Origin of the sequence: Paracoccus sp. NSM (genome assembly GCF_052379855.1) — a bacterium.
Classification (GTDB): domain Bacteria; phylum Pseudomonadota; class Alphaproteobacteria; order Rhodobacterales; family Rhodobacteraceae; genus Paracoccus.
Genome location: NZ_JBQTCG010000017.1, coordinates 1 through 24,673, shown reverse-complemented (window position 1 = coordinate 24,673; position 24,673 = coordinate 1). Strand labels below are relative to the sequence as shown.

Sequence of the window (24,673 nt, the reverse complement as noted above, 5' to 3'; positions counted from 1 at the left end):
CGCAGGCGTCGTTCAGCGCCCCGCCGCCGCCTCGCGCACGCGGCGCAGCGGATGGGCCAAAGGCAGCGTGACGGGCCCGCAGGAAAGGCCGGGGCCATACCCCCAAGCGGTGGCCCCGGCCGCCTGCGCCTCGTTCATCCGCGCCGGTCCGGGGTCGCGATTACCGTCGCGCATCGGCTCGTCGATGGGAACGGATGGCAGCGACATGAAGCCAAAGACGCGTGCAAGCGTTTCATCAGGTTCGGCGATCAGGTCCTCGTAGCGCAGGACCATGACGGCATGAAGCCAAGGCAGATCCTGCGCAAGCCGGGCATGAGCCGCGATCCAGTGGTCGATCAGGCGCGCGGGCGGATCATCGACCCATTTGCCCACCGCACCGGTCACGGCTTCGGGGTGACGCAGGATGACGACGAATTGCGACAGCGGAAACAACTGCTGGTAAAGCCGCATCCGCGTCAGGTTGACGGGTGATTTCTCGACCCGCCAGGGCTTGTCCGGATCAAACCACGGCGCCCAGTCGGCCTCGAGTCGCTGGCGCGTCTCAAGCCTGTCCAGCGGGTGCCCCTCGGTCAGGTGCTGGGTGGGGTCCGTGGCGAAGTGCATCGGGCGACCATGCATCGCGGTATGCGGGATCGCACCTTGCAGGTAACAGCCCTCGTTTTCCGGGACAGGCGCATCGCGGATCGAGGCGACCTGCGGATGCGCCCCGATCAGGCGCGCCAGAAGGGACGTGCCCGAGCGGTGCAGACCCCCGACAAAGACATAACGATGCATCAAGGGCCCTTCCCCGCGTCCGCGCGCCGCAGGTGATCGCGTGGCGCGCGCATCAACACGAACCGGCGCCGTTTGTGCCCGGCAGGCGCGCAGATTCAATGTTTATCAAGTCGCGCCCGTTGCAGCGAACCGCGCGGGGTCTGCCGATGTTGGGCTCCGGTTCCGAAAATCGGAGCCGTTCTTTCACCACCGCATGTCAGGCCCGCGCCATGTATCTGATGCATCTAGCCCTCGGCGGCTGTCTCAAGGCCCCCCCGGTCCGCTACGGCATCACCGAGGATACTGGCGGCCATATCGCCTATCTGCTGGGTGCCGCGATCGCCCAGGCCGCCCGCCCCGAGGTCGCGGCGGTGGACATCGTCACGCGCGCCTTCACCGACAAGGGCCTCGACCCCGTCCACGCGGGGGCCGAAGAGCCGGTCGCCCCCGGCTGCCGCATCCTGCGCCTGAAGACGAAGCAGGACGGCTATCTTTCGAAGCAGGCGCTGGAGGCCGAGATCCCCGCCCTGACCCGCGCTTTCCTGCGGATGCTGGCAGATCTGCCGCGCCGTCCCGACGTGATCCATGCCCATTTCGCGGATGCCGCGCGGCTGGCGCGGGCGGCCCGGCGCGCCTTCGGCATTCCGTGGATCTACACGCCGCATTCGCTGGCCCTGCAAAAGGCGCAGGGCGCCGACGGTTTTGGCGCGCGGGTGCGCGCCGAGCGGACCGCCCTGCGGCAGGCGGATGCCGTCATCCTGTCGTCGCGCGACGAGGCCGAGCGCCAGATCGCCCCCTATCACCCCGATGCCGAGGGCCGCGCCCATTGCATCGCCCCCGGCGTCAGCCTTGGGCCCGACCGGGGAACGGCAGCGGCGCGGACCCTTCTGGCGCCCTTCCTGCGCGATCCGGACCGGCCCATCGTCCTGGCGGTGGCGCGCCCGGTCCGCAAGAAGAACCTTGGCGCGCTGGTCGATGCCTTCGCCGCGTCGGCCGAATTGCGGCAATCGACCAATCTGGTCATTCTGGCCGGGCTGCGCGACGGACTGTCCGAGGGTCCGTCCGAACAGGTCGCGGTGCTGGCCGACCTCTTTGACAGGGTGGACCGCCACGGCCTCTGGGGGCGTGTGGCGCTTCCGGCGCGCCATGACGCCGATCAGCTTCGCGCGCTTTACAGCCTTGCGGCCGAGGGTGGCGTCTTCGTCAATCCGGCCCAGCACGAGCCCTTCGGCCTGACGCTGGTCGAGGCCGCGCAGGCGGGCGTCCCGGTCGTCGCCACCCGTAATGGCGGGCCGGTGGACATCATCGGCCAGCTGGGCCACGGCGTGCTGATCCCGCCGGACGACCCCAGGGCCATCGCAGAGGCCTGCCTTGCCATGATGCGCAACCGCACGGGCGTGGAACAGGCGCGGCAGCGCGCCCTGAGGCTGTTCGACTGGCAGGCTTGGGCCGCCCGTTCGATGGTGGTCTGCCGCAGCCTCGCGCGGCACGCAGCACAGCCATTGTCTCCGGCCATCGCGCGCCCCGCGCATCCCGGACGGATCCTCGCCTGCGACATCGACGGGACGCTGACCGGCTGTCGGCGGGCTGCGGCGCAGTTCGGGCATTGGCGGCAGGCCGGGGCCAAGGGGCTGATGCTGACGGTGGCGACCGGGCGGGCTGTGTCGCAGGCGCGGCTGGTGCTTCAGGATTGGAACCTGCCGCGTCCGGACCTGTTCATCACCTCGGTCGGCAGCGAGATCTGGCGATGGGGCCAGGGCGAACAATTGCACCTGTGCCGCGACTATGCCCGCCTGATCGAGGCCGATTGGCAGCCCGACGCGATCCGGACGGTGCTGCAATCGCGCATGGATCTTCCCCGCGCGCAGGGCGGCGTCGGCAGCTGGCAGGCGGCCCACGAACAGCGCGGCTGGAAGCTGTCGCTGCTGGGCGATGCCCGTCAGGCGCAGCGGGTGCGCCTTTTGCTGGCCGAGGCCGGGCTTGCGGCGCGGGTCATCCCGTCGCATGGGCGCTTCATCGACATCCTGCCTGCCGGTGCGGGCAAGGCCGCGGCGCTGGCTTTCGAGGCCGCGCGTCACGGTCTGGACCTTGCCGCCTGCATCGCGGCGGGCGACAGCGGGAACGACGCCGACATGCTGCAGGCCAGCGGCGCGGCGATCCTGCCAGCCAATGCCTATGCCGAAACGCGCAAGCTGCGCGGCGCGGGGCTGTACCGCAGTCCGCGACCCTATGCTGACGGCGTGCTGGACGGTCTGGCGCGTCTGGGTCTGGCACCCCGCCAGCCCGCGGTGCGGGGGGTCGAACATGCGTGACGGCATCCCCGCCGATCCGCCGACGCGCCTGTCGCGGCCCTTCGGCTATTTCGTGCACCATCAGGGCCGGGGCCATGCGGAGCGCTGCGGGGCCATCGTGAATGCCGTGCCGGCCACGCGCCCGGTCACCGTCTTCTGTGCGCGCAACGACATCTTTCCCCCGCTGCCGCCGCAGACCCGGATCATCACGATCCCGTCGCTGTTCGAGCGGAGCGGCGGGGAATGCGACATGGATCACCTGCCCACCCCCGACACGCTGCATTGCGCGCCGGTGGGCTGGCCGGGCATCCGTCAGGCGATGGGGCGGATTGCCGATTGGTTCGCCACCGCCGATCCCGCGCTGATGATCTGTGATGTCAGCGCCGAGATCGCGCAGCTGGCGCGGATATGCTCGGTCCCGCATGTGAAGGTCCTCCAGCACGGAGAGCGCGGCGATCCCGGCCATCAGGCGGCCTATATGGGCGCGGCGGGCATCCTTGCGCCCTTCTCCGACGCGCTTGCCCAGCCCGATTGGGCGCATCTGGCCGACCGCATCCATTTTGCCCCCGGCCTCGGCATCCCGTCCGTCACCCTGCCGGACAAGGCCGAGGCCCGGCGCAGGCTGGGCATCGACCCCGCGCGGCGCGTCGCGCTGATCGTGTCGGGCAGCGGCGGCACGGGGTTCTCGCAAGCGCCGCTTGGCGTGGCGGCCCGCAGCTTCCCCGATTGGGAATGGCTGGCCATCGGCCCCATGCAGGACGAATGGCACGCGACCCAAGGGGGCAACCTGACCTGCAAGGGCTGGGTAGAGGACCCAGCCACCCATGTGGCGGCAGCCGATCTGGTGATCTCGTCCACCGGCAACACGACCTGCGCGCAGGTGCTGGCCGCAGGGCGACCTTGGATCGTCGTGCCGGAATGGCGCTATTTCGACGAACAGCGCCTGAAGGCCGAGGCCCTGGCCCGCGCAGGCGTCGCGCTGCACCTGCCGCATCTGCCCTCTAGCGCGCAGGCCTGGCGCCGGGCTGTCGCGCAGGCGATGGCGGCCCATGACCCGGCGGCGCAGGCGCGTCTGGCGGCGCCCGAAAGCGGCAGCGCCGCGGCCGCGTGCAGTGCGGCCTGGCTTGAGGGACTGGCCCAGACCCTTTGGTCCCGCCGCCCTGATTTCACCCCAACAGGAGCCCCGACATGACCATCCGCGTCTCTGCCCTGACCATCGCTTCGGGCCGGGCGGCCCATCTGGCCAATGTGATCCGCGGCCTGTCGCGCCAGTCCCATCCGCCCGTCGAACTGATCATCGGCGTGATGCAGGACAGCGATTATCACGACCTGCCCGATTGCCCGTTTCCCATCCGCCAGATCCGCGTGACCGCCCCCGAAATGCCGCTGGCGCGCGCGCGCAACGCCGTGGCCGATGCCGCGACGGGCGAGGCGCTGGTCTTCGTCGATGTCGATTGCATTCCCGACCCGGATTTCATCCGGAGCTATCTGGACCGCATGACGGGCCGCCACGGGCTTTTCATGGGCGAGGTTCTGTATCTGCCGCAGGGCGCGACCGAAGAAGGTCTGGATTTCGCCAGCTTCGCCCGGATCGGGGTCAAGCATTCCGACCGCCAAGGCCCCCCTGCGGCGGGGATCGCGCCCTGTGGGGATTATCGCTGGTTCTGGTCGCTGAACTTCGCCATGTGGCGCGCCGACTGGCAGGCGGGGCCGCGCTTTGACGAGACCTTCACCGGCTATGGCGGCGAAGATACCGATTTCGGCCGCAGCCTGTCCGAGGCGGGCATCCCGATCTGGTGGATCGCGGGGGGACGCGTCTTTCACCAATATCACCCGCATTGCATGCCGCCGATCCATCACATCGACTCGGTCATCCGCAACGCCGAGCGCTTCGCCGAGAAATGGGGCCACCGCACGATGGAGCACTGGCTTCACGCCTTCCGCCTGATGGGGTTGATCGAGAATACGGCCGAGGGCCTGCGTGTCCTGCGTCGGCCCGGCCCGGACGATTTCGCCCTTTGCCAGCAGCACGGCCACATGCCCTATGCCAATTCGCGCCGCGTCATCGACCGCCTGCAGCAGGTGCCGCAGGATGCCCGCGGCGTCACCCGCGAGGCCGAGGTCGCCCGTGACGAGCGTGCGATGCTGATGCCGGCGGCGCGCTGACCATGTCCCTGCGGATCGCGGTCATCGCCCATTGCCGGCACCCGATCGCGGCCCCCTTCATGGGCGGAATGGAGGCGCATGCCCATCACCTCTGTCATGCGCTGGCGGCAAGGGGGCACGAGGTCACGCTGGTCGCGGCGGGGGACAGCAGGGTCCGCGTTGCACAGATGTCCATGATGAAGGCGCATTACGACCGCGACTTTCCATGGCACCGGTTTCACGGGACCGATGCGCTGAACGCGCATCTCGACCGCTGTCATGCCGAAGCCTTGCACCGGATCATGGGCGCGGGCTTCGATGTGATCCACAACAACAGCCTGCACAGGTTTCCGCCGCGTCTGGCGCGGGCGGCACGCCTGCCGATGGTCAGCTCGATGCACGTGCCGCCCTTCGATGCGCTGCGCCGCGCGATCCGCGACAGCGTCGCGCCCTGGCATTGCGTGACCGGCTGCAGCGCCCGGCATCTGCGGGCCTATTTCCCCGATGCGCTGCCGGACACGGCCCATGTGGTGCCGAACGGGATCGACGTTGCGGAATGGCCATTTCGCCCCAACGGCGACGGAACGGCGGTCTGGGCAGGGCGTATCACCCCCAACAAGGCGCCGCATCTGGCGCTGCAGGCCGCCGGGCGCGCCGGGATCGACCTGACGCTTTTCGGCGCGATCGAGGACGGAGATTATTTCCGCGACCATATCCGCCCGCAGCTTCGGGGCGGGCTGCGTTACGGCGGGCACCTTCCGGCGCGGGACCTCGCCGTCGAATACGGCCGTGCCTCCGCGCTGCTCTTCACGCCGCAATGGGACGAGCCGTTCGGCCTGACCGCCATCGAGGCGATGGCCTGCGGCACGCCCGTCGCCGCCATCCGCATGGGCGCGGTTCAAGAGGTCGTGGGCCCCGCCGGTCGCTACGCCGCAGCCGACGGGACAGGCCTTGACCGGGCGCTGACCGAGGCGATGCAGATCCCCCGCAGCCTTCCGCGCGCGCGTGTCGAGGCGCATTTCACGCTAGACCGCATGATCGAGGGCTATACGCGGCTCTATCGGCACGCCATGGCGGCGCGCGACGCGCCGAAACCCGAGATCCGTTTTCCCGAGATCGAACTGCCCGCGATGCTGTGCCCCCCTGCCCCGCTAAGCGCGGCAGGCCGATGAAAGCCTTCGGGCCGTGAGCGCCGTCAGCGCAACCGACAGGCGTTTTCGCGCTCGGGGCGCTGGTCGATCTTGTGGTCGTTTGCTCCGCAAGGTGATCCCCCTGCCCTTGGGGATTTCCGTCAGCTGTCACATCCGACAGGCTGCGGTGTCTTTGGGTGGCGATCCGGCTGGGATGTTGGAAGGAGGCTGGGGGACGCGTCTTGGTGCGCCCTGTCTGGCTGAGGGCGGAGGGGGCTCTGCCCCCGCCGTCCTGCGGACGGCCCCCCGGGATATTTGGACCAAGGCAAAGGGGCGGTTCAGGCCAGCATCCCCGGGTCGGGGCCCATGTCGAGGCCCGGAAAGATCGCGGCTTCGAGCGTGGATTTCGGGATGGCGAACTTCGCGTGGATCGCCCAGGCCGCATAGGCGCGAATGTCGCGCATCGGCATGAGATCGCGCCCGTCATAGAGATCGCCCGCCCCAAGTCCCGGCCAATCGCCCATCGCGCGGCCTCCGCGGACCGCGCCGCCTGCGACCAGCATGGCGCCTCCGGTGCCGTGATCGGTCCCGGCCGAGCCGTTTTCATGTGCGGTGCGGCCGAATTCGGTCATGGCCAGCACGGTCGTGCGGTCCCAGTTCGCGCCGAGATCGTCGCGCAGGGTCAGGATCGTCTGGGCCAGGCGGCCAAGGACGCGGCGCATCGATCCGGCCTGTCCGGCATGCATGTCCCAGCCCGCCAGCGAGAAACTGGCGATGCGGGTCTGGCCGTTAAGTCGGTTGGCCGCGAAACGGGCGAGTTCGACGTGCTCTTCGAGAGGTTCGCCCGCGCGCAGTTCGGGGGGAAGGCCCGCGACGATACGGATCGCCTGGGCGCTGGCCTCGCGGAAGACCGGGTCGTCATGGTGCATGCGTTCGAGCAGCAATTGCCCCTGCGGGCTGAGATCCATGTTCGCGCGGGGTGTCCAGCTGGCGGCGGGTGCCGGGCCCTGCAGGATGCGCATCTGGGACAGACCCACCGAATAGGCGGTCTCGGAATCCTGTCCGGGCATGGCCTGAAGCAGCCGGTTCAGCCAGCCGTCGCGGCGGGCCTGCGCCTCGACATCGGTGCCGGTTCCGGCCTCGAGCATGTCCTGCCCGTCGAAATGACTGCGCTTGTCGCGATAGGGCGTCGAGACGGCGGGCGCGAAGCCCAACTGACCCGCGCGCCAGAGCGGCAGCAGATCGGCCAGCCCCGGATGCAGCGCGAAGAAGCCGTCGAGATCGGTCGCGCCGTGATCGGGGCCAAGCGACAGCGTCCGGCGCAGGCCGGCAAGATCGCGGTCGCCATAGGGCTGGAACACGTCCAGCCCGTCCATCGCACCGCGCAGGATGATGACGACCAGCCGGTTTTCGCCCGGGGCGGCGGCGAAGGTGGCCGTGGACAGAAGCGGATGCGCCGCGACCGAGCATCCCATCAGCAGACCGGTTTTCAGGAACAGGCGGCGGGTCGGCATCGGATCACCTCCGGTTGAAATCGGTCGAGGCAAGGACCAGCGCGATCCCTTCGCGCTGGCTTTCGGCGCGCGGGATTGCCCAGGCGACCACATCGGACAGCGTGTCGCCAAGCGCGACATGCATGAAAGCGCGCGCATCGGGCAGCGGATCGACCAGCCGGGCGGGCTGTTTCAGCGCCCAGGTGATCCGCATGGCAAGGCCCTGGGGGCTGGCCCAGGCCAAGGCGTCCTCGGGCCAGCCATCGGGGCCGGGCGGGCGCGCGAAGGGCTGGCCCATGACCTGAAGCGGCTGCAGCAGGATCGTCGCGCGGTCGCGGGGCGAAAGCGCGTGCAGGGTCGCGCCCTCGACCCCGAGGCTGCGCAGGCTCGTGGCGAGAAACTCGAAGGGCTGGCGCATCTTCGCGCGGAAATGCGTCGCAAGCTCGGGCGCCTCGGCCAGGGTCAGGTTCATCGCGGCCAGATCGCCGCCGGTGCGGGCGAATGCGTCGGTCAGCCGGTCTACCAGCGCGGGCGGCGGATCGTCGGCCACGAAATGCACCGCCATCTTGCGCGCCAGGTGCCGGGCCGTCGCCGGATGGGCGGCCAGATCGTCGATCACGGCGCGGATATCCTCGATCCGGGGGCGGTCGCCGCCATAGCTGGTGCCCATGACGGTCTCGGCCCCCGGTTCGGCGCGGGCGGCGCGGAACACGCCCGGCTGGCGGGGATCATAGGTCAGTCCGGTCAGCAACCGGGCCAGTTCCTCGATATCGGACTGACTGAAATCGGCGCCGACGCCCAGGCTGTGCAGTTCCAGCATCTCGCGGGCCAGGTTCTCGTTCAGGCCCATCGGCTTTTGCGGATCGCGCCTGGCGAGAGCCGAGTTCGGCCCGACTGAGCGCGCCTGATCCAGATAGCGCAGCATCGCGGGATGCGTCTCGGCGGCGAACATCATGTCGGCGAAGCGGCCCGCCAGATGGGGACGGATCGCATCGTTTATGAAGGATGCCGCCATGAGGTTGTCGTAAAGCGCACCGCCGCCCACGGTGAAGTGGTTGGCCCAGAACCCGGCCAGCCTTTCGCCGAAGCCCGAAGGATCGTCCACGGCGCGGGCGAAACGATCGACCAGAGCCGCCTCGAACAGGCTGCGCATCCGCTGACGGTGCTGTCGGTCGGGCTTGCGGGTCGCCTCGTCCCCCTGTCCCTGGCGGGCCTCGCGTTGCAGGATGCGGCCCTCGCGGTGCCATTCGCGCACCTGATGCTGGGACAGCGCGGCGGCATCGGCGGCGGCTGCCGCGACCGATGCGGCCATCGCGGCGGGATCGCCCGGCCCGGGGCCACGTGGCGATAGGCCAAAGCCCAGGCGGATCGCGGCAAGCTGTGCGTAATCCGGCATCGTGGTTCCTGCGGTCATTGCCCGGGTGCAGGATGCCACGAACAAGGCCGTGATGTCAGGTCACGCTTTCGGCAATTCGGGGTCAGGCGCCTCGAACCGCAAGCCGCGGACAAAGTCCAGAAAGGCCGCCAGGGCCGCGCTGACATTCTTGCGGCTGGAATAGAGGACGTTGACCGGAGCGCGCGGGAATTCGTAATCCGTCATCACCGGCAGCAGGCGGCCCTGCCGCAGGTCTTCCTCGACCTGAAAGCGGGGGGTCAGGGCCACACCCTGCCCGTTCAGCGCCATCAGTCGCAGCAATTCGTTGTTATTGCTGGAAAAGACCGGATTGATCTTGTGATACGAGACCTCGCCGTCGGTGCTGAGCGGCCATGTGCTGCTGCCGCGCAGGTTGGAATAATGCAGGCAGGCATGTTCGCGCAGTTCCGCCGGATGGGCGGGCGCGCCGTGATCGCGGATATAGGCAGGCGAGGCGACCAGCATGATCGGCACATCATGCAGGCGGCGCGCATGAAGCGCGCTGTCATCCAGCGGGCCGATGCGGATGATCGCATCGAACCCGTCGCGCACCAGATCGGCGCGGCTGTCATCCAGCACCGTCTCGAGCCGGATATCGGGATATTCGCGCATGAAGCGCAGCAGGTGCGGCTGAAAGACGTTCAGCATGTACTGGACAGGCGCGCTCAGCTTCAGGGGTCCGGATGGGCGCTGCGTCGAGGCGCGAACGGCCTCCGCCGCTGCGTCAAGCCGGGCCAGGATGCCCGCGATTTCCGTATAGAACGCCGTTCCGGCGGCGTTGGGCTTGACCGCGCGGGTCGTCCGCACCAGCAGGCGGGCGCCCAGATCGGCCTCGAGATCCGAGATCAGCTTGCTGCACATGGCCTTGGACAGGCGCAGGCGGCGGGCGGCGGCGGTAAAGCTGCCCTCCTCGACGATCGCCGCAAAGGCGCGCAGGGCCTTGATGTCCAAATGCAAACCTCGGGTCTTGCGGCGCTGGCCGCGCAGTACAGCAAAAGACCGCCGGCCTTGCAAGGCGCGGCGGTCCTGGCTCAGGGCATTCGCCCGGCAGCGGGTCGCGGTCACTCGCCCTTGCCCTGCTCCCAGGTGCCGGTGCCGTTGCCCGCCAGCGTGACCTCGATCAGCTGGTCGCCTTGCAGGCCGGCGCGCTGCAATTCCTTGGACGACATGACGCTGTCGGCGCGGACCTTGACCAGCGTGGCGGGCGCGCCGGCCGCGATGGTCGCGGGCTCGGGGCGTTCATGGACAAAGCCGGCCGAAGGGCTGGCGGCATGAGCCGCACCGGCGATCGACAGGGCGCCAAGGGCAAGAGCGAGGGTTTTCATGATGTCTTCCTTTTCAACATGTCAGGCCGTGACTGGCCTTGGGTGAAAGACAGATAGGCGCCTCGCGGGGCGGGCATTAGGCCCGAAGATTCGACATATTTGTTCACTAAAGACGAACAATCACAAAACTGTATGAGTCATGCAGTACAATCATCGCAGCTATGCTTCAATAGACCGGCTTGCGCGGCGCGGGGCTTTGCGTATCGTCTGCGCATGTCCTTCCTGACCCCTTTTCCTGCGCCGCCGGGACCGCGCCTTCTCAGCCGCTGCGCGCTGCTTGTGGCCATGACCGCTTTGGCGGCATGCGCGCCGCGGGCGGAATATGCGCTGCTGAACCCGCCCGCGCAGGAGGTCGCCGCCGATGCCCGGCGCCTCGAAGTGCTGGCCGTCACCACGCGGGCGCGGCAATCGCCCGATGCCAACATCTTCACGACCGCGCGAAGCCGGGTGGCGGGTCACGCCCTTTTCGGCATCGCGGCTGCGCGCGACCGCATGCCGGGCCAGATCGCGCCCCCTGCATTGGCGGTCGAGCGGCAGGCGATCCTGACCTCGCGCGCGGCGCTGCTGGACCGGTTGGCGGCGAGGCCGGGGCAGTCAGAGGTCGGGCTGTTCGTGCATGGCTACAACATGAATTTTCCCGAAAGCCTGCTGCGGACCGCGCAGCTTGCGGCGGATGACGTGCTGCCCGGCGCGCCCGTCCTGTTCGCCTGGCCGTCCGAGGCACGGGTGCAGGGCTATCTGCATGACCGCGACTCCGTCGCGGCCTCGCGCGATGCGCTGGCTGAGTTGCTGACCGATCTGGCGCGCGACCGGCGGCTTGGCCGGGTTGATGTGCTGGCCCATTCGATGGGCGCCTGGCTGACGGTCGAGGCGCTGCGGCAGTTGCGCCTGTCAGGGCGGGCCGATGTGCTGGACCGGCTGTCGGTCACGCTGGCCGCGCCCGATATAGACGCGGATGTCTTTGCGGCCCAGATGGCGGTGATCGGGCCGATGCGTCAGCCGATGAAGATCCTGGTCGCGCCCGATGACCGGGCGCTGATCCTGTCCTCGCGCATCAGCGGCGAAAGGCTTCGTCTGGGAATGCTGGATGTCTCGGACCCGCGCGTGGGTCAGATCACGTCGGCCTACAACATCGCGGTCATCGACATTTCAGGGATGCAGGCGACGGATGGGCTGCGCCATGACCGCTATGCGGGACTGGGCGCCGCCGCCGCGCCCCGCTCGCAGGTGAACGATCTGCGCCGCGCGGGGGCCTATGTCATCACGGCGGTGGGTGGGCTGGTCATCGCGCCCTTCGATGTGCTGGAGGGCGCGCTGTCGCCCGATTAGGCGCAGGCTCGCGGTTTCGTGATGGGAAACGCGCACCGAATGCACCCCCGGCCCCGTTTCTGCAGCAGGGCCCGTGGCCGCGTTCCGGCCGAAAGCCCCCCTTGCAAGAAGGAGCGATGCGATGTCCACGACAGACGACAAGAGCCGACCCACCTTGCCCGCACGGCGCCGCGTGCTGGTCTCGGGCGCGCTTGGGGCGGCGGGGCTGCTGACCCTGCCCGTGATCCGCCCACCGCGCGCGATGGCCGGCGAGACCGCCGACATGGCCGTTGACGATGGCCCGCTGGCGCCCGGCTGGCGACGCTTTCGCTTTGGCGATGCGACCGTCACCGTCGTCTTGGACGGCGTCCGCCCCGGTCCCGGCCCGCACCCGACCTTTGGCAGCGATCAGGAGGCCGATGCAGTCGGCGATCTGATGGAAGCCAACGACCTGCCGCGCGACCGCACCGCCAGTTTCTTCAACACAGTCGTGGTCGAGACGGGCGGCAGGACCGTGCTGATCGATACGGGCTTCGGCGCGGGCGGGCGCGAGAACGGCATGGGCCGTCTGACCGCGCGCCTGCGCGCCGCCGGGATCACGCCTGAGCGGATCGACCTTGTGGCCCTGACCCATTGTCATGGCGACCATATCGGCGGCCTGATCGAGGATGGCGCCCCCGCCTTTCCCAATGCGCGCCTTGCCGTGGGCGAGGCCGAGCTGGCCTTCTGGACCTCGGACGAAACGCGCGCCGGAGAGCGTGCGGGCAATGCGCAGGCCGTGGCCGATCTGGTCCTGCCCTTCGACGACAACCCGACCCTGCTGGCCGATGGCGACGAGGTCGTGCCCGGCATCACAGCGCGGGCAGCCTTTGGCCACACGCCCGGGCAACTGGCGTTCGAGGTGAAGGGCGGGCCACGCAATCTGCTGATCGCGGGGGATGTGTTCCACCACCCGATCCTGTCCTTCCAGCGCCCCGATTGGCAGGTGCGGTTCGACATGGATCACGCGGCCGCCGTCGAAACCCGTCGCAGGCTGGCAGGGCGCGCCGCCGATGAGGGTCTGGCCGTGATGGCCTATCACCTGCCCTTTCCGGGGCTGGGCTATGTGACCCGCGACGGCGAGGCTTTCCGCTATCTGCCAGAGAGCGTGCAGACCCTGACCGATACGCTGTGACGGAACCCGGCCCGGTCGCGCTGACCGGGCCGGATGGCTTGCCGATCAGAACTGCAGCGCCGCCGTCAGGCTGACCGTCCGGCCCGGCTCGAACAAGGGCGAGATGCTGTCGAAATCCGCGCCATAGGTCGCACGATCGGCAAAGCGTTTGTCCAGCAGGTTCGTGACCTCGGCCCGGATGGTCACACCGGGCTGCTGCGGCGGGACATATTCGACGAACAGATCGACGACGCCGTAGCCGGGCAGCGCGACCTCGCCCTCATCTGCGGTATGGGTGTAGCGCTGCGCCGCCTGAACGCTGCCGCCAAAGGTGAAGGCGCTGCCCGTGGGGTTGTGCTGGACCTCAAGCGCAAGGACCCCGCCAAGCGGCGTGCCGTAATCCTGAGCCGCAAAGCTGCTGGCTGTGGCGCCGTTCACGCGGACCCGGCTTTTCGAATAGCTTGCGCGCAGGAAGCCCTGCTGCCAGTCATAGGTCGCGCCCAGATTGAAGCCCCGGCTGTCGAAATCGAAGTTCTGCGCCACGCCGCGCACGACATTGCGGGCATCGTCAACATCTGACGCGAACAGCTCGCCATCCACCCGCAGCGCCCCCGCGTCATAATCGAAGCCGAGCGTTGCGTTGCGCGAGCGCGCCGCGCGCAGGCCCTCATAGGTGCTGAACGTGTCGAAGATGAAGTTGTCTTCCAGCACGATGCCGCCGAACACGGTCGAGACCCCGGCCCGCAGGCGCAGCGTCTCGGTCGCCTGCCATGCGACGGCGGCGTTGCCGCTGGCGCCTGACACGTCCAGCGCGGTGCCGTCGACGCCGGTGAAGTCCTGCCAATCCTGCCGCAACCCGAACGAGGTCGAGATCGTCTCGGTCGGCTCAAGCCGCGCCTGGGCATAGATGCCGGTGTTCTTCGCGGTCTCGGTCAAACCGGGCGTGACCTCGTCGGCATAGGTGCTGGTGCGCGAATAGCGGTCGATCCCGACGGTCACCGTGTCACGGTCGCTGAGGTGAAAGCGGTTCTCGACCTTGCCGTTGCGGTTCTCGGACCGGCCAACGCTGGTCTCGATCCCCGCGAAATCGGGCTGATCGACGCCGATCGTCACGCGCGAGCGGCCGATGGACAGGGTGGGGTCCCACATCCCCTCGGCCTGCGTGTTGCGATAGGTCAGCGCGACCGTGTCGCGGGTCGTGTCGTAGCGGCGCAGCGGCGTATAGGGGCGCCCGCCGATGACATCGCCGATATTGGCGCGCGAGCGGCGCAGCGTGTCGTCGCGCATGCGCTGGCCCGACAGCTCGATCCGGTGGCCCTGGTCGGATTCGTAGGCCAGCTTGCCAAGCGAGGATTGCAGATCCGCCGCCGTGCCCCCCAGGACCGCGCCCCCGCCGACCTTGTAATCGTCGCCCGTCGCGGATTTCAGATAGCCCAGCCATTCAAGGCCCTGATGCTGGCCCGCCAGCGTCAGCGACCGGCTGAAGGTGCGCCCGTTATCGGCATAGGACAGACGCGCATTGCCGCCGATGGCGGCCCCGTCGCGCAGGATGTCGGCGGCATCGACCGTCTCCATCAGCACGGCTCCGGCCAGCGCATTCGGCCCCGCATCGGCGGCGGCGATCCCGGCATCGACGCGCACGAACTTCATCAGTCCCGGATCGAAGGCATTGGCCGAGACGTGGTGAAAGATGCGGTTGTTCTGCGAGACGCCATCGACCGTCACGGCCAGGTTCAGCATGTCCACGCCGTTGACGAAGATCTTCTGCGCCACCGGAATGCCGCCCCCGACCGAGACCGAGGCGATCCCTTGGAACAGGTCGCGCAGATTGCCCATCCGCGCCCGGTCCAGTTCGGCATCGGCCACGTATTTGCTGGTCGCGCGGTCGGCGGCGTTACCGTCGGCGTCGCGGGCGCGCATGATGATCGGGTCCAGCAGGAAGGGCTGTGTGCTGTCCTGCGCCAGAACGTCACCTGCGATCAGCCCGCCAAGGGCCGCGCCGCACAGGATCTGGGTCAGCAGTGCGCCACGGCGGGCGCGGAAGGATTTGCGGGGGTTGGGCATGGGACCTCTGTCTCGCTCTGTCGGGTGAATGACTTGGCTGGACAAAAGGTCGTGGCTGAGGGGCGGCTTAGCACCCCTCACGAAGTCGTGCAACGCTTTGCATGATGTGCAGGCCCGGCGCTTCGCGCGCTGTGGCCCGGCTGCCGGTTCAGCCGGGCGCGCGGTCGGCCCAGCCCGCGAAGATGCGTTCCAGCGCGACGACGATATAATAGAGAACGATCCCCAGGAAGGCCAAGGCGATCAGCACCGCGAACATCAGCGGATAATCCGAATTGGTCCGCCCGCTGTCGAACAAGGCGCCAAGGCCGCGCCCGTGGGGCGAGACGATCTCCATCAGGTTGGTGCCGATGAAGGCCAGCGTGACCGCGACCTTCAGCGCGCCGAAGAACTCGGGCAGGGTCTTGGGCAGCGCGATCTTCCAGAAGATCGTCAGCTTCGACGCGCCGAGAGAACGCAGGATGTCGCGGTATTCCGGTTCCAGCGTCGAAAGCCCGATCGACACCGAGACCGCGATGGGAAAGAAGCTGATCAGGAAGGCGATCAGCACCGTGTTGAAATCATGCTGGCCCACGAACATCAGCGCGATGATCGGCACGACGGTCGCCTTGGGGATGGCGTTGAAGCCCACCAGCAGCGGATAGAGCGCATCGCGCATCGTGCGCGAAAAGCCCATGACGACGCCAAGCGCGGTGCCGAAGATCACCGCGAGGATCAACCCCGCCACGGTGCGCCAGAGGGTCTGCCAGCCCATCTCCACGAACAGCCAGCGAAAGCGCCAATAGGCTGGCGGCAGGTCCGAGGGTGCGGCCATCTTGTAGCGCGGCCAGCCATTGACCCAGACCAGCGCCTCCCAGAAGGCGAGGAACAGGGCGATAGCCAGCAGCGGTATGGCGATCTTCTTGATACTCATGCATGCACCTCGGCGCGGCCCTGCGCGATTTGGATCTGGTGGCGCAGGACGTTCAGGCGTTCCGCCGATTCCGCGGTATAGAGGTCGTCCAGAACGCGCGCCGTCCCGCCCGGCACCTGCATCCGGTATTGCGCCGTCGCCGGGCGGCCCGACAGAACCACGACCTCATCGGCCAGAAAGATCGATTCGCGCAGGTCGTGGGTAATCAGCAGCGTGGTAAAGGGCTCTTCACGGCGCAGGGCGTGCATGGTCTGCCACAGGTCCTCGCGGGTGAAGGCGTCCAGCGCGCCGAAGGGCTCATCCAGGATCAGCACTTCGGGCTTGTGGACGATCGCGCGGCACAGCGAGGCGCGCTGACGCATGCCGCCCGACAATTCGGACGGGCGCTTGCTCTCGAACCCGTCCAGCCCGACAAGGGCCAGCAATTCGCGCGCCCGCGCCTCGCGGTCGCGGCGCGGCATGCGCGGGGCCACGATTTCCAGCGGCAGGATCACGTTGTCGAGGATGCTGCGCCATTCCAGCAGGACCGGGTTCTGAAAGGCCATGCCGACCGTGTTGCGCGGCCCCCGCACGGGTTCGCCATGCAGAAAGACCTGCCCCTGATCGGGCTTCATCAGCCCCGCGATCAGCCGCGTCAGCGTGGACTTGCCGCAGCCCGAAGGCCCCACGACCGCGCAGAACGCGCCCGTGGGAATGGCCAGCGACAGATCGTTCAGGACCGGCAGCGGGCCATGCGGCGTCCGGTAGGCGTGGGTGACATGCCTGATCTCGACCGTGTTTTCCATGCGCGCTTATTGCATCGACAGGCTGCCATCCTGCGGCAGCCAAGCGTCGCTGAAGTAAAGCGCGGTGTCAGGTTCGTTCTGGAATTCGTAGGTCAGCTTGATCTGCTCGACCGCGCTCGCCAGACGGTCCGGGTCGATATTGCCCATGCCGTTCTCCATCACCCAATCGGTCATCACGTTGGTTTCCATCGCCAGCGTCAGACGCTCCAGCTCAAGCGCGGCATCCATGCCGGGATTGCGGCTGGACAGCGCCTGGATCGCGGCCTCGGGATCGGCAGCGGTGGCTTTCCAGCCGCCCGCGACCGCGCGCAGGAAGCCGGTCACGGCCTCGGGATTGGCGGCGGCGAAATCCGTGTTCACGATCACCGCGTTGCCGTAAAGGTCCACGCCGTGATCGGCCATCAGAATGACCGAAATGTCTTCGGGATCAACGCCAAGCCGCTTGGTGTTCAGAAACGAGGTGAAGGAAAAACCGGTGACGGCCGCCACCTTGCCCTCGGCCAGCATCGGCTCGCGGGTGGGGAAGCCCACGGGTTCGATGGTGATCTGGTCCATGTCCAGATCGTTCTCGGCGGCGAAGATCGGGAACTGCGCCCAGGCCCCGTCGGGGGGCGGCGCGCCCAGAACCTTGCCCATCAGGTCGGCGGGCGCCTCGACGCCAAGCGATTTGCGCCCGATCACGGCAAAGGCGGGCTTGTCATAGACCATCATCGCCGCGATCACCGGCGCGCCGGGGTTCTGGTCAAGGAACCGGATCAGGCTGTTCAGATCGGCAAAGCCCACCGGAAAGGCGCCGGTCGCCACTTTCGGGATGGCGTCCAGCGACCCCTCGCCCGCCGTCACCTCGACCGACAGGCCCTCGGCTGCAAAGAGGCCCTGATCGACGGCCACGAAATAGGGCGCGGCAGGGCCTTCGAACCGCCAGTCCAGCGCAAAGGGCATCGACGTGTCGGCAAGGGCCACGCCTGCGGGCAGCAGCATCGCGGCAAGGATCAGCGGACGGTGGAACATGGCGGGAACCTTCCTGTAGGTCGTTTTGCCGTTACCGTGGGCAGCGCCCGCCGCAGCGTCAAGCGGAACGCCGCCCGAAGGCCCCTGCCCCGGCCGCGATGCACAAAAATCAGGCAACAGGCCGCGCCTCGACATCCTGCACCAGCGCGCCCTGGGCCCCGCCTGCAATGCCTGCGGCGTTGGCCTCGTCCGTGTCGATATGCATCTCGGTCACGACATGGGGCGAGACGCGAACCAGCGTGCGCCCAAAGACCAGACCGCGCCCACCCGCGCCCGTCACCTCGACATCCACCATGTCGCCATCGGCCAGACCCATCGCTGCGGCGTCGGCGGGGTTCGTGTGGATATGGCGCGCGGCGACGATCAGCCCGTCGCTGTCCAGCACCCCGGCAGGCCCGATCAGCCGCACCGTCGGCGTTCCGTCCAGCTGGCCGCTATCGCGGACCGGCGCGTCAAGGCCAAGCGCAAAACTGTCGGTGCGAGAGACCTCGATCTGGGTGCGCGGGCGCAGGGGGCCGAGGATCGCGACACGCTCAAGCCTGCCCTTGGGGCCTTCCAGCGCGATGCGTTCGGCGGCGACCCAATTGCCGGGCTGGCGCAGGGGCGCGGCCTCGGTCAGGCGGTAGCCGGGGCCGAACAGCGCCTCGACCGCTGCGGCACTCAGGTGGACATGGCGGCCCGAGACCGCCACGGGAATGGCACGCGGCACCGGGCGCGGACGGGTCAGAAGGTCGCGCAATTCGCGCGCGATCATCAGCTGTTCGGCGGTTTCGGTGACGATCACGGCGACCCGGCTGCCCTGCACCTGGATCTGCGGCGCCTTGCGGTCGGTCAGGTCGGGCGCGCGGTTCAGATCCTCGTCCAGCATCAGCCCCAGAAAGCCCATCCCGTCGCAGATCCGCCGTCGCATCGAGGCCGAGTTCTCGCCGATCCCGCCGGTAAAGACCACCGCGTCCAGCCCGCCCATCGCCGCCGCATAGGCGCCGATATACTTGCGCGCGCGATAGGCATAGAGGTTGATCGCCAATTGGGCATCCGGATCGCCCGAGGCCGCGCGATCCTCGACATCGCGCATGTCGGAACTGCCCGCCAGCGCCTTGAGCCCGCTTTCGGCGTAAAGTGCGGCTTCGATGGTGGGGACGTCCAGCCCCAGCTGGCGGTTCAGGAAGCCGAAGGCGCCGGGGTCCACATCGCCCGAGCGGGTGCCCATCACCAACCCCTCAAGCGGGGTCATGCCCATCGAACTGTCCATGCTGGCGCCGAACTGCACCGCGCAGGCGCTGGCGCCATTGCCCAGATGCACGCTGACGATGCGCAGATCGGTCAGCGGGCGGCCAAGCGCCTCGGCCGCGCGATGGGCCACGTATTTGTGCGACGTGCCGTGAAAGCCGTAGCGCCGCAGCCCCGCCGCGCGCCATGCCGCAGGCACGGCATAGGTCGTCGCGCGGGCCGGGTTCGTCAGGTGAAAGCTGGTGTCGAAGACCGCCACCTGCGGCAGGTCCGGCCAGAGGCTGCGGGCCAGATGCATCGCCTGAAGCATGGCGGGGTTGTGCAGCGGCGCCAGCGGCGTCTGCGCCTCGATCGCGGCGATCACGGTCTCGTCGATCAGGGCGGGGCCGGTGAAGTCCGGGCCGCCATGGGCGAAGCGATGCCCGACCGCGTCGATGGCCGCATGACCGCGTTCGGCCAGCACGTCCGGGACGGCGGCGATGGCGGCGGCCAGATCACCGTGGGGCGCCCGGCCCTTGTCGCCGTCGATGGCGTAATCACAGCCCCCCTCGCGGAATCGGTCGAAGCTGCCCTTGAGGATCTGGCGGTCCCCGTCGAACAGGCCAAATTTCAGGCTGGAACTGCCTGCGTTGAAGACCAGAACCCTCATGCGATCCCCTCGGGTTTGCGCTTCCATCATGCGGCGGCGCGTTCGTCGAATTCCAGCGCGGCGAGCACCAGATCCGCAAGAGGACCGACGGGCGCGGCGGCTCGGGCAGACGGTTCGGCCCGAGCCCACGGCTTGTGCTGGTCCATCGCGGCCTCCTATGGCGCGGTGTAGCCGCCATCCACCAGATGATAGCTGCCGGTGATGAAGCTTGCGCGACCCGACAGCAGGAACAGCGTCAGCGCCGAGACCTCGGCCGGCGTGCCGATCCGCCCCATCGGATGCAGCGAGGCCAGCCCCTGCATCATCTCGGGCGACAGGTTGGCCGACAGAAGTGGCGTGTCGATGAAGGCCGGCCCGACCGCGTTCACTCGCACGCCCTGCGCCGCATATTCCATCGCCGCCGTCCGCGTCAGCCCCAGCAGCGCGTGCTTGGCCGCCACATAGGGCGCGGCATTGGCAAAACCGACCGAGCCCAGGATCGAGGACATGTTGACGATAGAGCCACCCCCCGCGCGCAGCATCGCCGGGATCTGCCAGCGGATCCCGTAAAAGACGCCGTTCAGGTTGATGTCGATGACCCGACGCCAGTCGTCGGCGGGGTAGTCCCCGGTCGGCAGGCTCGGCCCGCCGATCCCTGCATTGTTCACCGCCATGTGCAGCCCGCCCCATTCCGTCTCGGCGCAGGCGACGGCCTCTTTCATGGCCGCCTCGTCTGTGACGTCGGCGGCGAAGCTGCGCGCCAGCCCGCCCGCATCCCTGATCTCGGCGGTGACGCGGTCGCATGCGGCGGCCTCGAGATCGCTGACGAGGACCGAGGCCCCGGACGCCCCCAGTTCCAGCGCGATGTCGCGCCCGATCCCCGAGGCCGCGCCGGTCACAAGCGCGGTCCTGCCGTTGAAATCAAACCGGATATCGGTCATGGCACGTCTCCTGCTGTCATCATCCGCAGCCCCGTCGGGCGCCACCGCGCAGGCCCGGCCGCGGGCCGCCCTGGGTCCGCCGTGCCAGAGGGGCCGCATGCCGATCTGCGCGGATCATGCCGTCTGCCCGCCCCGATCCTTGCACCCGACGGCATTCGGCGCAAGCCATACAGGACGGCTTGCTTCCTGCCGCGAAGGGGGGGTCAGAAAGCACTTGTCCGCCCCCGGCAATCTCCCTATACGGGTCGGCGGAGACGTGGCCGAGTGGTCGAAGGCACACCCCTGCTAAGGGTGCAGGCCCGAAAGGGTCTCGAGGGTTCGAATCCCTTCGTCTCCGCCATTCTCCTCAGGATCGCCATCCTTCAACCACCTGATTCCGCGCCGAAATTCGGCGTTTGCCCGCCGATGGCGGTGTTTGGTCCGCTTGATTTGCTGCACATTTTGCTACACAATTCGCTGCACAAAATGGGGGATTTCTCCGCCATGAGCATCGCGAAACGAGGCCGTCTTTACTATCTTCGCCGCCGCGTCCCGCGCCGGTATCGGGGGATCGAGCCGCGCGAAACCGTGTGGATCAGCCTGCACACCGACTCGGAGACCGTCGCGCGCAGCAAGGCGGACCGCGCTTGGTCCCAGATGATCGAGGCCTGGGAGGCGCGTCTGGCCGGGAACAGCGCGGATGCGGAAGCCCGCTACGAGGCCGCGCGTGATTTGGCCCGGGCGAGGGGCTTTCGGTATCTGGACGCAGGCGCCGTGGCCAAGCTTCCAGTCGAGGACGTTGTCGCGCGCGTCGAGGCCATTCCCGCTCCAGCGAACCAACCCGATGCCATCGAAGCCGCTGCCCTTCTCGGCACGGTGCCCGAACCCCGTATCACGGTCACCAAGGCGCTCGAACTCTACTGGGGCCTCGCCAAGGAGAAGACGCTGGGCAAGAGCGAGGATCAGCTGCGCCGCTGGGAAACACCACGCAAGAAGGCGGTGAAGACCTTCGTCGCGGTCGTCGGCGACAAGGAGATCGCCAACATCACCCGCGACGACATGCTCGACTTCCGCCAGCACTGGCTCGACCGGATCGAGGCCGGCGAAGTGACCGCGAACTCGGCCAACAAGGACCTCATCCACTTGGGTGACGTGCTGAAGACCGTGAACCGGATGCGGCGGCTGGGGCTGGCGCTGCCGCTGGGCGAGTTGTCCTTCAAGGAGGGTGAGGCGCGGACGCGCCCGCCCTTCGGCGAGGACTGGATCAGGACAAGGCTCCTCGCGACGGGAGCGCTGGACGGGTTGAACGGCCAGGCGCGCGCCCTGCTGCTGGGGATGATCAACACAGGTTATCGACCCTCCGAAGGCGCGGCGCTGACGGCGGAGACGATCCGGCTCGATTGCGATGTGCCGCATATCTCCATCGAACCTGACGGGCGGCAATTGAAGTCGCACTACGCGCGCCGTGTGATCCCTCTGACCGGGGTCTCACTGGAAGCCCTCAAGCAATACCCCGAGGGCTTCCCTCGCTACCGCAACCGCGCTACCCTGAGCGCGGTCGTGAACAAGTTCCTCCGCGCCAACGGCCTGCTCGAGACGCCGCGCCACTCGTTCTATTCGCTGCGCCATTCGTTCGAGGACCGGATGCTCGCCGCCGGGATCGACGACCGGATCAGGCGCGACCTCTTCGGTCACCGTCTCGACCGCGAACGATACGGCAAGGGCGCGTCTTTGGAGCACCTCGCCACGCTCGTCGCCCGCATCGCCTTCTGAGCCAGGAGCGCCCGCGCCCGGCGTTGTGCTTCCGAGAGCCGCTTCTCTTTCTTCACGGCCACGGCCAATTCTGCCTCCAGCCGCTCGAAGACCGGCGCGAAAGCCGAGTCCTGCGTGACCAGCACGGCCACCTTCACCAGCGCCGCTTCAAGCCGTGCAGCATCGACCGGCTGGGCCGGTTTGGTGCGTGCTTCTGGTGGCCGAGATGGTGCCATGCTTGGAAGCATGGGGCCGCGCGTGCGTCTTGTGCAGGGCGCGCGGCCGCGCCGCGCAAAGCGGCCTGTCACAGCGTGCAGATCGGACGGGATGCTTGCTCGACCCTCGGCCGAAATAGGTCGTCGATGCCCTGACTTGGGCGGTCACTTCCGGATCACGACTCATGCGTCGACGCGCTTTGCCCGGGTCTGCATGTTTGGGCCTTTGGGAGAGCGTGAAATGCTCACCTGGGAGATCCGTGGGAGACAACAGGGGAGCGAGTTCCTCGCTGGCCGGGCCTATGGCCCCAAGCTGTTGTCTGCACATTGTTTGTTGGGCTTTGTCGCGGTCGGTACGCGAATATTGTGCGGCAGGCTTCGACACTTCCGTCAATGAATTCAATGATCTTTCCTGCCACGCCACGCCGCAATCGGAGGCCAAGCTGCGTCATGGCCTGTCTTTGCACGCCACGCTGCGATGGCCCTCGGACGCCCCTTGATACGTCCCGATACGACCCCCAATCGTCACCCCATGACCCGCGACGAGATCGAGTTTCGCATCCGCCCCGGCAGCCCCCGGGACCACCAGCCGAGGCCTCCGCGCGTACGCCGCAAACCGCAGGGCTTCCTCGCCCAAGTGCACCAGGCGGTGCGACGCGCAGGCGGTGATCCGAACAAGCTAGCCGGAAAGGGAAAGGCGAGCGGACGGTTCAATGCGCGCGGCCGGGGTGCGAAAGTGGCCGCCGAAATGAAAGGCCGGAACCCGTGGTCGCGCAGTCCGGATGGCAGCCGGACGCGTGCCCGGCGGGTGACCGTGAAGGCCCGGATCGTGAAGCTCAACCCGCAGCGCGGCGCGGTGCGCGGGAGGTCCTTTGTCAGTGCAAAAGCGGTGGACGCGCATCTGCGCTACCTCGAACGCGACGGCGTCACGCGCGACGGCGAACGGAGCCAGGCCTATTCGGCGAGTGAGGATGCGGCGGACGGTCGGGGCTTCCTCGACCGCGGCCGCGACGACCGTCACCAGTTCCGCTTCATCGTCTCTGCCGAGGAGGGCGTCGATCTGTCCGACCTGCGCCAGACCACGCGCGACCTGATGGCCCGGATGGAGGCCGATCTGCAGACGCGGCTCGAATGGATCGCCGTCGATCACTACAACACCGGGCATCCGCACAGCCACATCCTTGTCCGTGGCGTGACCGGCCAGGGGAAGATCCTGAACATCGCGGGCGACTACATCGCGCACGGCATCCGCGAACGGGCGAGCGAGATCGTGACGCTGGAACTGGGTCGTCAGACCGAGCTGGAGGTAACCGATCAGCTGCGCCGGGAGGTGGAGGCGGACCGCTTCACACGACTCGACCGGATCCTGATCGCCGAGCAGGAGGCCGCCAACGAGTTCGCCGACCTGCGCCCCGATCACGACACGCTGGAGACCATGAAGCGCAACCGCGCGCTGCTGATCGCGCGCGCAAGGCGGCTCGAAAGGATGGGGCTGGCGACGGAAGTGCGGCCCGGCGAATGGCACATCTCCGACCGCGCCGAGGGCACCTTGCACGCATTGGGCGAGCGCGAGGATATCATCAAGTCGATGCACCGGGCGCTCGAAGGCAACGACCTCAACGACGCGCGCGGCATCCCTTAACTGGCCGTTCACCGCGACAAGCTGCGGGAGCAGATCACCGGCCGGGTGCTGGCGCGCGACCTCGCGGGTGACGGACATGGCGACAAGGTGCAGCTGGTCATCGACGGCACCGACGGGCGCGTGCACCAGATCGAGCTGCGGGCAGACCGCTGCGATGGCATTGGCCGCGGCATGATCGTGGCCGCCGTGTCGCCACCGACCGAACCCCGCAACGCCGACCGGAACATTCTCGCCGCGACGGACAGCAACGGCACCTACCACCCCTCCCGGCACATCGAGATCGCCCGGGCCGAGAAGATCACGCCCGACCCGGAGCGCTTCGTTGCGGCCCATGTGCGTCGCCTCGAGGCGTTGCGCCGCGCCGGGATCGTGGAACGCTGGAGCGAGGATCACTGGAAGGTGCCGCAGGATCTCCCCGAACAAGGGCTGGCCCATGACCGGAAAAGGCACGGCCCGGGTGCGCGGCTGGAGATGCTGTCGCCCATCGGGCTCGACAGGCAGGTG

At 68.2% G+C, this 24,673-nt stretch carries 18 protein-coding genes, 1 tRNA gene and 1 pseudogene; 9 read left to right on the top strand and 11 right to left on the bottom strand.

What is annotated here, in order from left to right; genetic code table 11:
• Positions 1-12: 12 nt before the first annotated feature.
• On the bottom strand, positions 13-774 hold the full coding sequence (locus tag ACTZWU_RS15680; RefSeq protein WP_444738301.1) for a sulfotransferase family protein: 762 nt from the start codon (positions 772-774) through the stop codon (positions 13-15).
• 209 nt (positions 775-983) lie between these two features.
• Between ACTZWU_RS15680 and ACTZWU_RS15675 the strand changes: the two genes are divergently transcribed.
• The 4 genes from ACTZWU_RS15675 to ACTZWU_RS15660 are packed head-to-tail and all read left to right on the top strand — an operon-like array spanning position 984 to position 6,361.
• On the top strand, positions 984-3,065 hold the full coding sequence (locus ACTZWU_RS15675) for an HAD-IIB family hydrolase (RefSeq protein ID WP_444738300.1): 2,082 nt from the start codon (positions 984-986) through the stop codon (positions 3,063-3,065).
• Positions 3,058-4,236, top strand: a complete 1,179-nt coding sequence (locus ACTZWU_RS15670) for a glycosyltransferase (RefSeq protein WP_444738299.1) — start codon at positions 3,058-3,060, stop codon at positions 4,234-4,236. Before ACTZWU_RS15675 ends, ACTZWU_RS15670 begins: the two co-directional genes overlap by 8 nt.
• Positions 4,233-5,210 (top strand): glycosyltransferase, encoded by a 978-nt coding sequence (locus ACTZWU_RS15665; protein WP_444738298.1) that lies wholly within the window; start codon positions 4,233-4,235, stop codon positions 5,208-5,210. Before ACTZWU_RS15670 ends, ACTZWU_RS15665 begins: the two co-directional genes overlap by 4 nt.
• 2 nt (positions 5,211-5,212) lie before the next feature.
• On the top strand, positions 5,213-6,361 hold the full coding sequence (locus ACTZWU_RS15660) for a glycosyltransferase (RefSeq protein WP_444738297.1): 1,149 nt from the start codon (positions 5,213-5,215) through the stop codon (positions 6,359-6,361).
• Positions 6,362-6,657: 296 nt separating this feature from the next.
• On the opposite strand, the gene ACTZWU_RS15655 is transcribed toward ACTZWU_RS15660, so the two are convergent.
• The 4 genes from ACTZWU_RS15655 to ACTZWU_RS15640 form a co-directional block, all read right to left on the bottom strand.
• Entirely contained in the window at positions 6,658-7,833 is a 1,176-nt protein-coding gene (locus ACTZWU_RS15655; RefSeq protein WP_444738296.1) for a DUF1501 domain-containing protein, read from the bottom strand.
• Positions 7,834-7,837: 4 nt separating this feature from the next.
• Positions 7,838-9,208, bottom strand: coding sequence for a DUF1800 domain-containing protein (locus tag ACTZWU_RS15650; RefSeq protein ID WP_444738295.1), 1,371 nt, complete (start codon positions 9,206-9,208; stop codon positions 7,838-7,840).
• Between the two features lie 60 nt (positions 9,209-9,268).
• Positions 9,269-10,177 (bottom strand): LysR family transcriptional regulator, encoded by a 909-nt coding sequence (locus tag ACTZWU_RS15645; RefSeq protein WP_444738294.1) that lies wholly within the window; start codon positions 10,175-10,177, stop codon positions 9,269-9,271.
• A 110-nt stretch (positions 10,178-10,287) separates the two neighbouring features.
• Entirely contained in the window at positions 10,288-10,551 is a 264-nt protein-coding gene (locus ACTZWU_RS15640) for a hypothetical protein (protein WP_444738293.1), read from the bottom strand.
• A gap of 285 nt (positions 10,552-10,836) precedes the next feature.
• Between ACTZWU_RS15640 and ACTZWU_RS15635 the strand changes: the two genes are divergently transcribed.
• Positions 10,837-11,880 (top strand): alpha/beta hydrolase, encoded by a 1,044-nt coding sequence (locus tag ACTZWU_RS15635; protein ID WP_444738292.1) that lies wholly within the window; start codon positions 10,837-10,839, stop codon positions 11,878-11,880.
• A gap of 121 nt (positions 11,881-12,001) precedes the next feature.
• Positions 12,002-13,033, top strand: a complete 1,032-nt coding sequence (locus ACTZWU_RS15630; protein WP_444738291.1) for an MBL fold metallo-hydrolase — start codon at positions 12,002-12,004, stop codon at positions 13,031-13,033.
• Between the two features lie 45 nt (positions 13,034-13,078).
• On the opposite strand, the gene ACTZWU_RS15625 is transcribed toward ACTZWU_RS15630, so the two are convergent.
• The 6 genes from ACTZWU_RS15625 to ACTZWU_RS15600 form a co-directional block, all read right to left on the bottom strand.
• Positions 13,079-15,076: a TonB-dependent receptor plug domain-containing protein gene (locus ACTZWU_RS15625; protein ID WP_444738290.1), complete on the bottom strand. Its 1,998-nt coding sequence runs from the start codon at positions 15,074-15,076 to the stop codon at positions 13,079-13,081.
• Between the two features lie 148 nt (positions 15,077-15,224).
• Positions 15,225-15,986, bottom strand: a complete 762-nt coding sequence (locus tag ACTZWU_RS15620; protein ID WP_444738289.1) for an ABC transporter permease — start codon at positions 15,984-15,986, stop codon at positions 15,225-15,227.
• Positions 15,983-16,771, bottom strand: a complete 789-nt coding sequence (locus tag ACTZWU_RS15615; protein ID WP_444738288.1) for an ABC transporter ATP-binding protein — start codon at positions 16,769-16,771, stop codon at positions 15,983-15,985. Before ACTZWU_RS15615 ends, ACTZWU_RS15620 begins: the two co-directional genes overlap by 4 nt.
• Positions 16,772-16,777: 6 nt before the next feature.
• Complete coding sequence (locus ACTZWU_RS15610; RefSeq protein WP_444738287.1) at positions 16,778-17,782, bottom strand: ABC transporter substrate-binding protein; 1,005 nt, start codon at positions 17,780-17,782, stop codon at positions 16,778-16,780.
• 109 nt (positions 17,783-17,891) lie between these two features.
• The gene (locus ACTZWU_RS15605) at positions 17,892-19,661 is read right to left on the bottom strand and encodes an acetate/propionate family kinase (protein ID WP_444738286.1); all 1,770 of its coding nucleotides are present in this window, start codon (positions 19,659-19,661) and stop codon (positions 17,892-17,894) included.
• A 155-nt stretch (positions 19,662-19,816) separates the two neighbouring features.
• Entirely contained in the window at positions 19,817-20,581 is a 765-nt protein-coding gene (locus ACTZWU_RS15600) for an SDR family NAD(P)-dependent oxidoreductase (RefSeq protein ID WP_444738285.1), read from the bottom strand.
• A 250-nt stretch (positions 20,582-20,831) separates the two neighbouring features.
• Here ACTZWU_RS15600 and ACTZWU_RS15595 point away from each other — a divergent pair.
• From ACTZWU_RS15595 to ACTZWU_RS15585, 3 genes and pseudogenes are all read left to right on the top strand, one after another.
• Positions 20,832-20,921: transfer RNA gene (locus ACTZWU_RS15595), tRNA-Ser, on the top strand.
• A gap of 143 nt (positions 20,922-21,064) precedes the next feature.
• Positions 21,065-22,333 (top strand): DUF6538 domain-containing protein, encoded by a 1,269-nt coding sequence (locus tag ACTZWU_RS15590; RefSeq protein WP_444738284.1) that lies wholly within the window; start codon positions 21,065-21,067, stop codon positions 22,331-22,333.
• 672 nt (positions 22,334-23,005) lie between these two features.
• A pseudogene (locus ACTZWU_RS15585) lies at positions 23,006-24,673 on the top strand (DUF3363 domain-containing protein); the annotation flags it as partial.

Bases quoted from the DNA above. Each gene is read 5' to 3' on its own strand.
- ACTZWU_RS15680 (WP_444738301.1), bottom strand. From the start codon at position 774: ATGCATCGTTATGTCTTTGTCGGGGGTCTGCACCGCTCGGGCACGTCC.
- ACTZWU_RS15675 (WP_444738300.1), top strand. From the start codon at position 984: ATGTATCTGATGCATCTAGCCCTCGGCGGCTGTCTCAAGGCCCCCCCG.
- ACTZWU_RS15670 (WP_444738299.1), top strand. From the start codon at position 3,058: ATGCGTGACGGCATCCCCGCCGATCCGCCGACGCGCCTGTCGCGGCCC.
- ACTZWU_RS15665 (WP_444738298.1), top strand. From the start codon at position 4,233: ATGACCATCCGCGTCTCTGCCCTGACCATCGCTTCGGGCCGGGCGGCC.
- ACTZWU_RS15660 (WP_444738297.1), top strand. From the start codon at position 5,213: ATGTCCCTGCGGATCGCGGTCATCGCCCATTGCCGGCACCCGATCGCG.
- ACTZWU_RS15655 (WP_444738296.1), bottom strand. From the start codon at position 7,833: ATGCCGACCCGCCGCCTGTTCCTGAAAACCGGTCTGCTGATGGGATGC.
- ACTZWU_RS15650 (WP_444738295.1), bottom strand. From the start codon at position 9,208: ATGCCGGATTACGCACAGCTTGCCGCGATCCGCCTGGGCTTTGGCCTA.
- ACTZWU_RS15640 (WP_444738293.1), bottom strand. From the start codon at position 10,551: ATGAAAACCCTCGCTCTTGCCCTTGGCGCCCTGTCGATCGCCGGTGCG.
- ACTZWU_RS15635 (WP_444738292.1), top strand. From the start codon at position 10,837: ATGACCGCTTTGGCGGCATGCGCGCCGCGGGCGGAATATGCGCTGCTG.
- ACTZWU_RS15630 (WP_444738291.1), top strand. From the start codon at position 12,002: ATGTCCACGACAGACGACAAGAGCCGACCCACCTTGCCCGCACGGCGC.
- ACTZWU_RS15625 (WP_444738290.1), bottom strand. From the start codon at position 15,076: ATGCCCAACCCCCGCAAATCCTTCCGCGCCCGCCGTGGCGCACTGCTG.
- ACTZWU_RS15620 (WP_444738289.1), bottom strand. From the start codon at position 15,986: ATGAGTATCAAGAAGATCGCCATACCGCTGCTGGCTATCGCCCTGTTC.
- ACTZWU_RS15615 (WP_444738288.1), bottom strand. From the start codon at position 16,771: ATGGAAAACACGGTCGAGATCAGGCATGTCACCCACGCCTACCGGACG.
- ACTZWU_RS15610 (WP_444738287.1), bottom strand. From the start codon at position 17,782: ATGTTCCACCGTCCGCTGATCCTTGCCGCGATGCTGCTGCCCGCAGGC.
- ACTZWU_RS15605 (WP_444738286.1), bottom strand. From the start codon at position 19,661: ATGAGGGTTCTGGTCTTCAACGCAGGCAGTTCCAGCCTGAAATTTGGC.
- ACTZWU_RS15600 (WP_444738285.1), bottom strand. From the start codon at position 20,581: ATGACCGATATCCGGTTTGATTTCAACGGCAGGACCGCGCTTGTGACC.
- ACTZWU_RS15590 (WP_444738284.1), top strand. From the start codon at position 21,065: ATGAGCATCGCGAAACGAGGCCGTCTTTACTATCTTCGCCGCCGCGTC.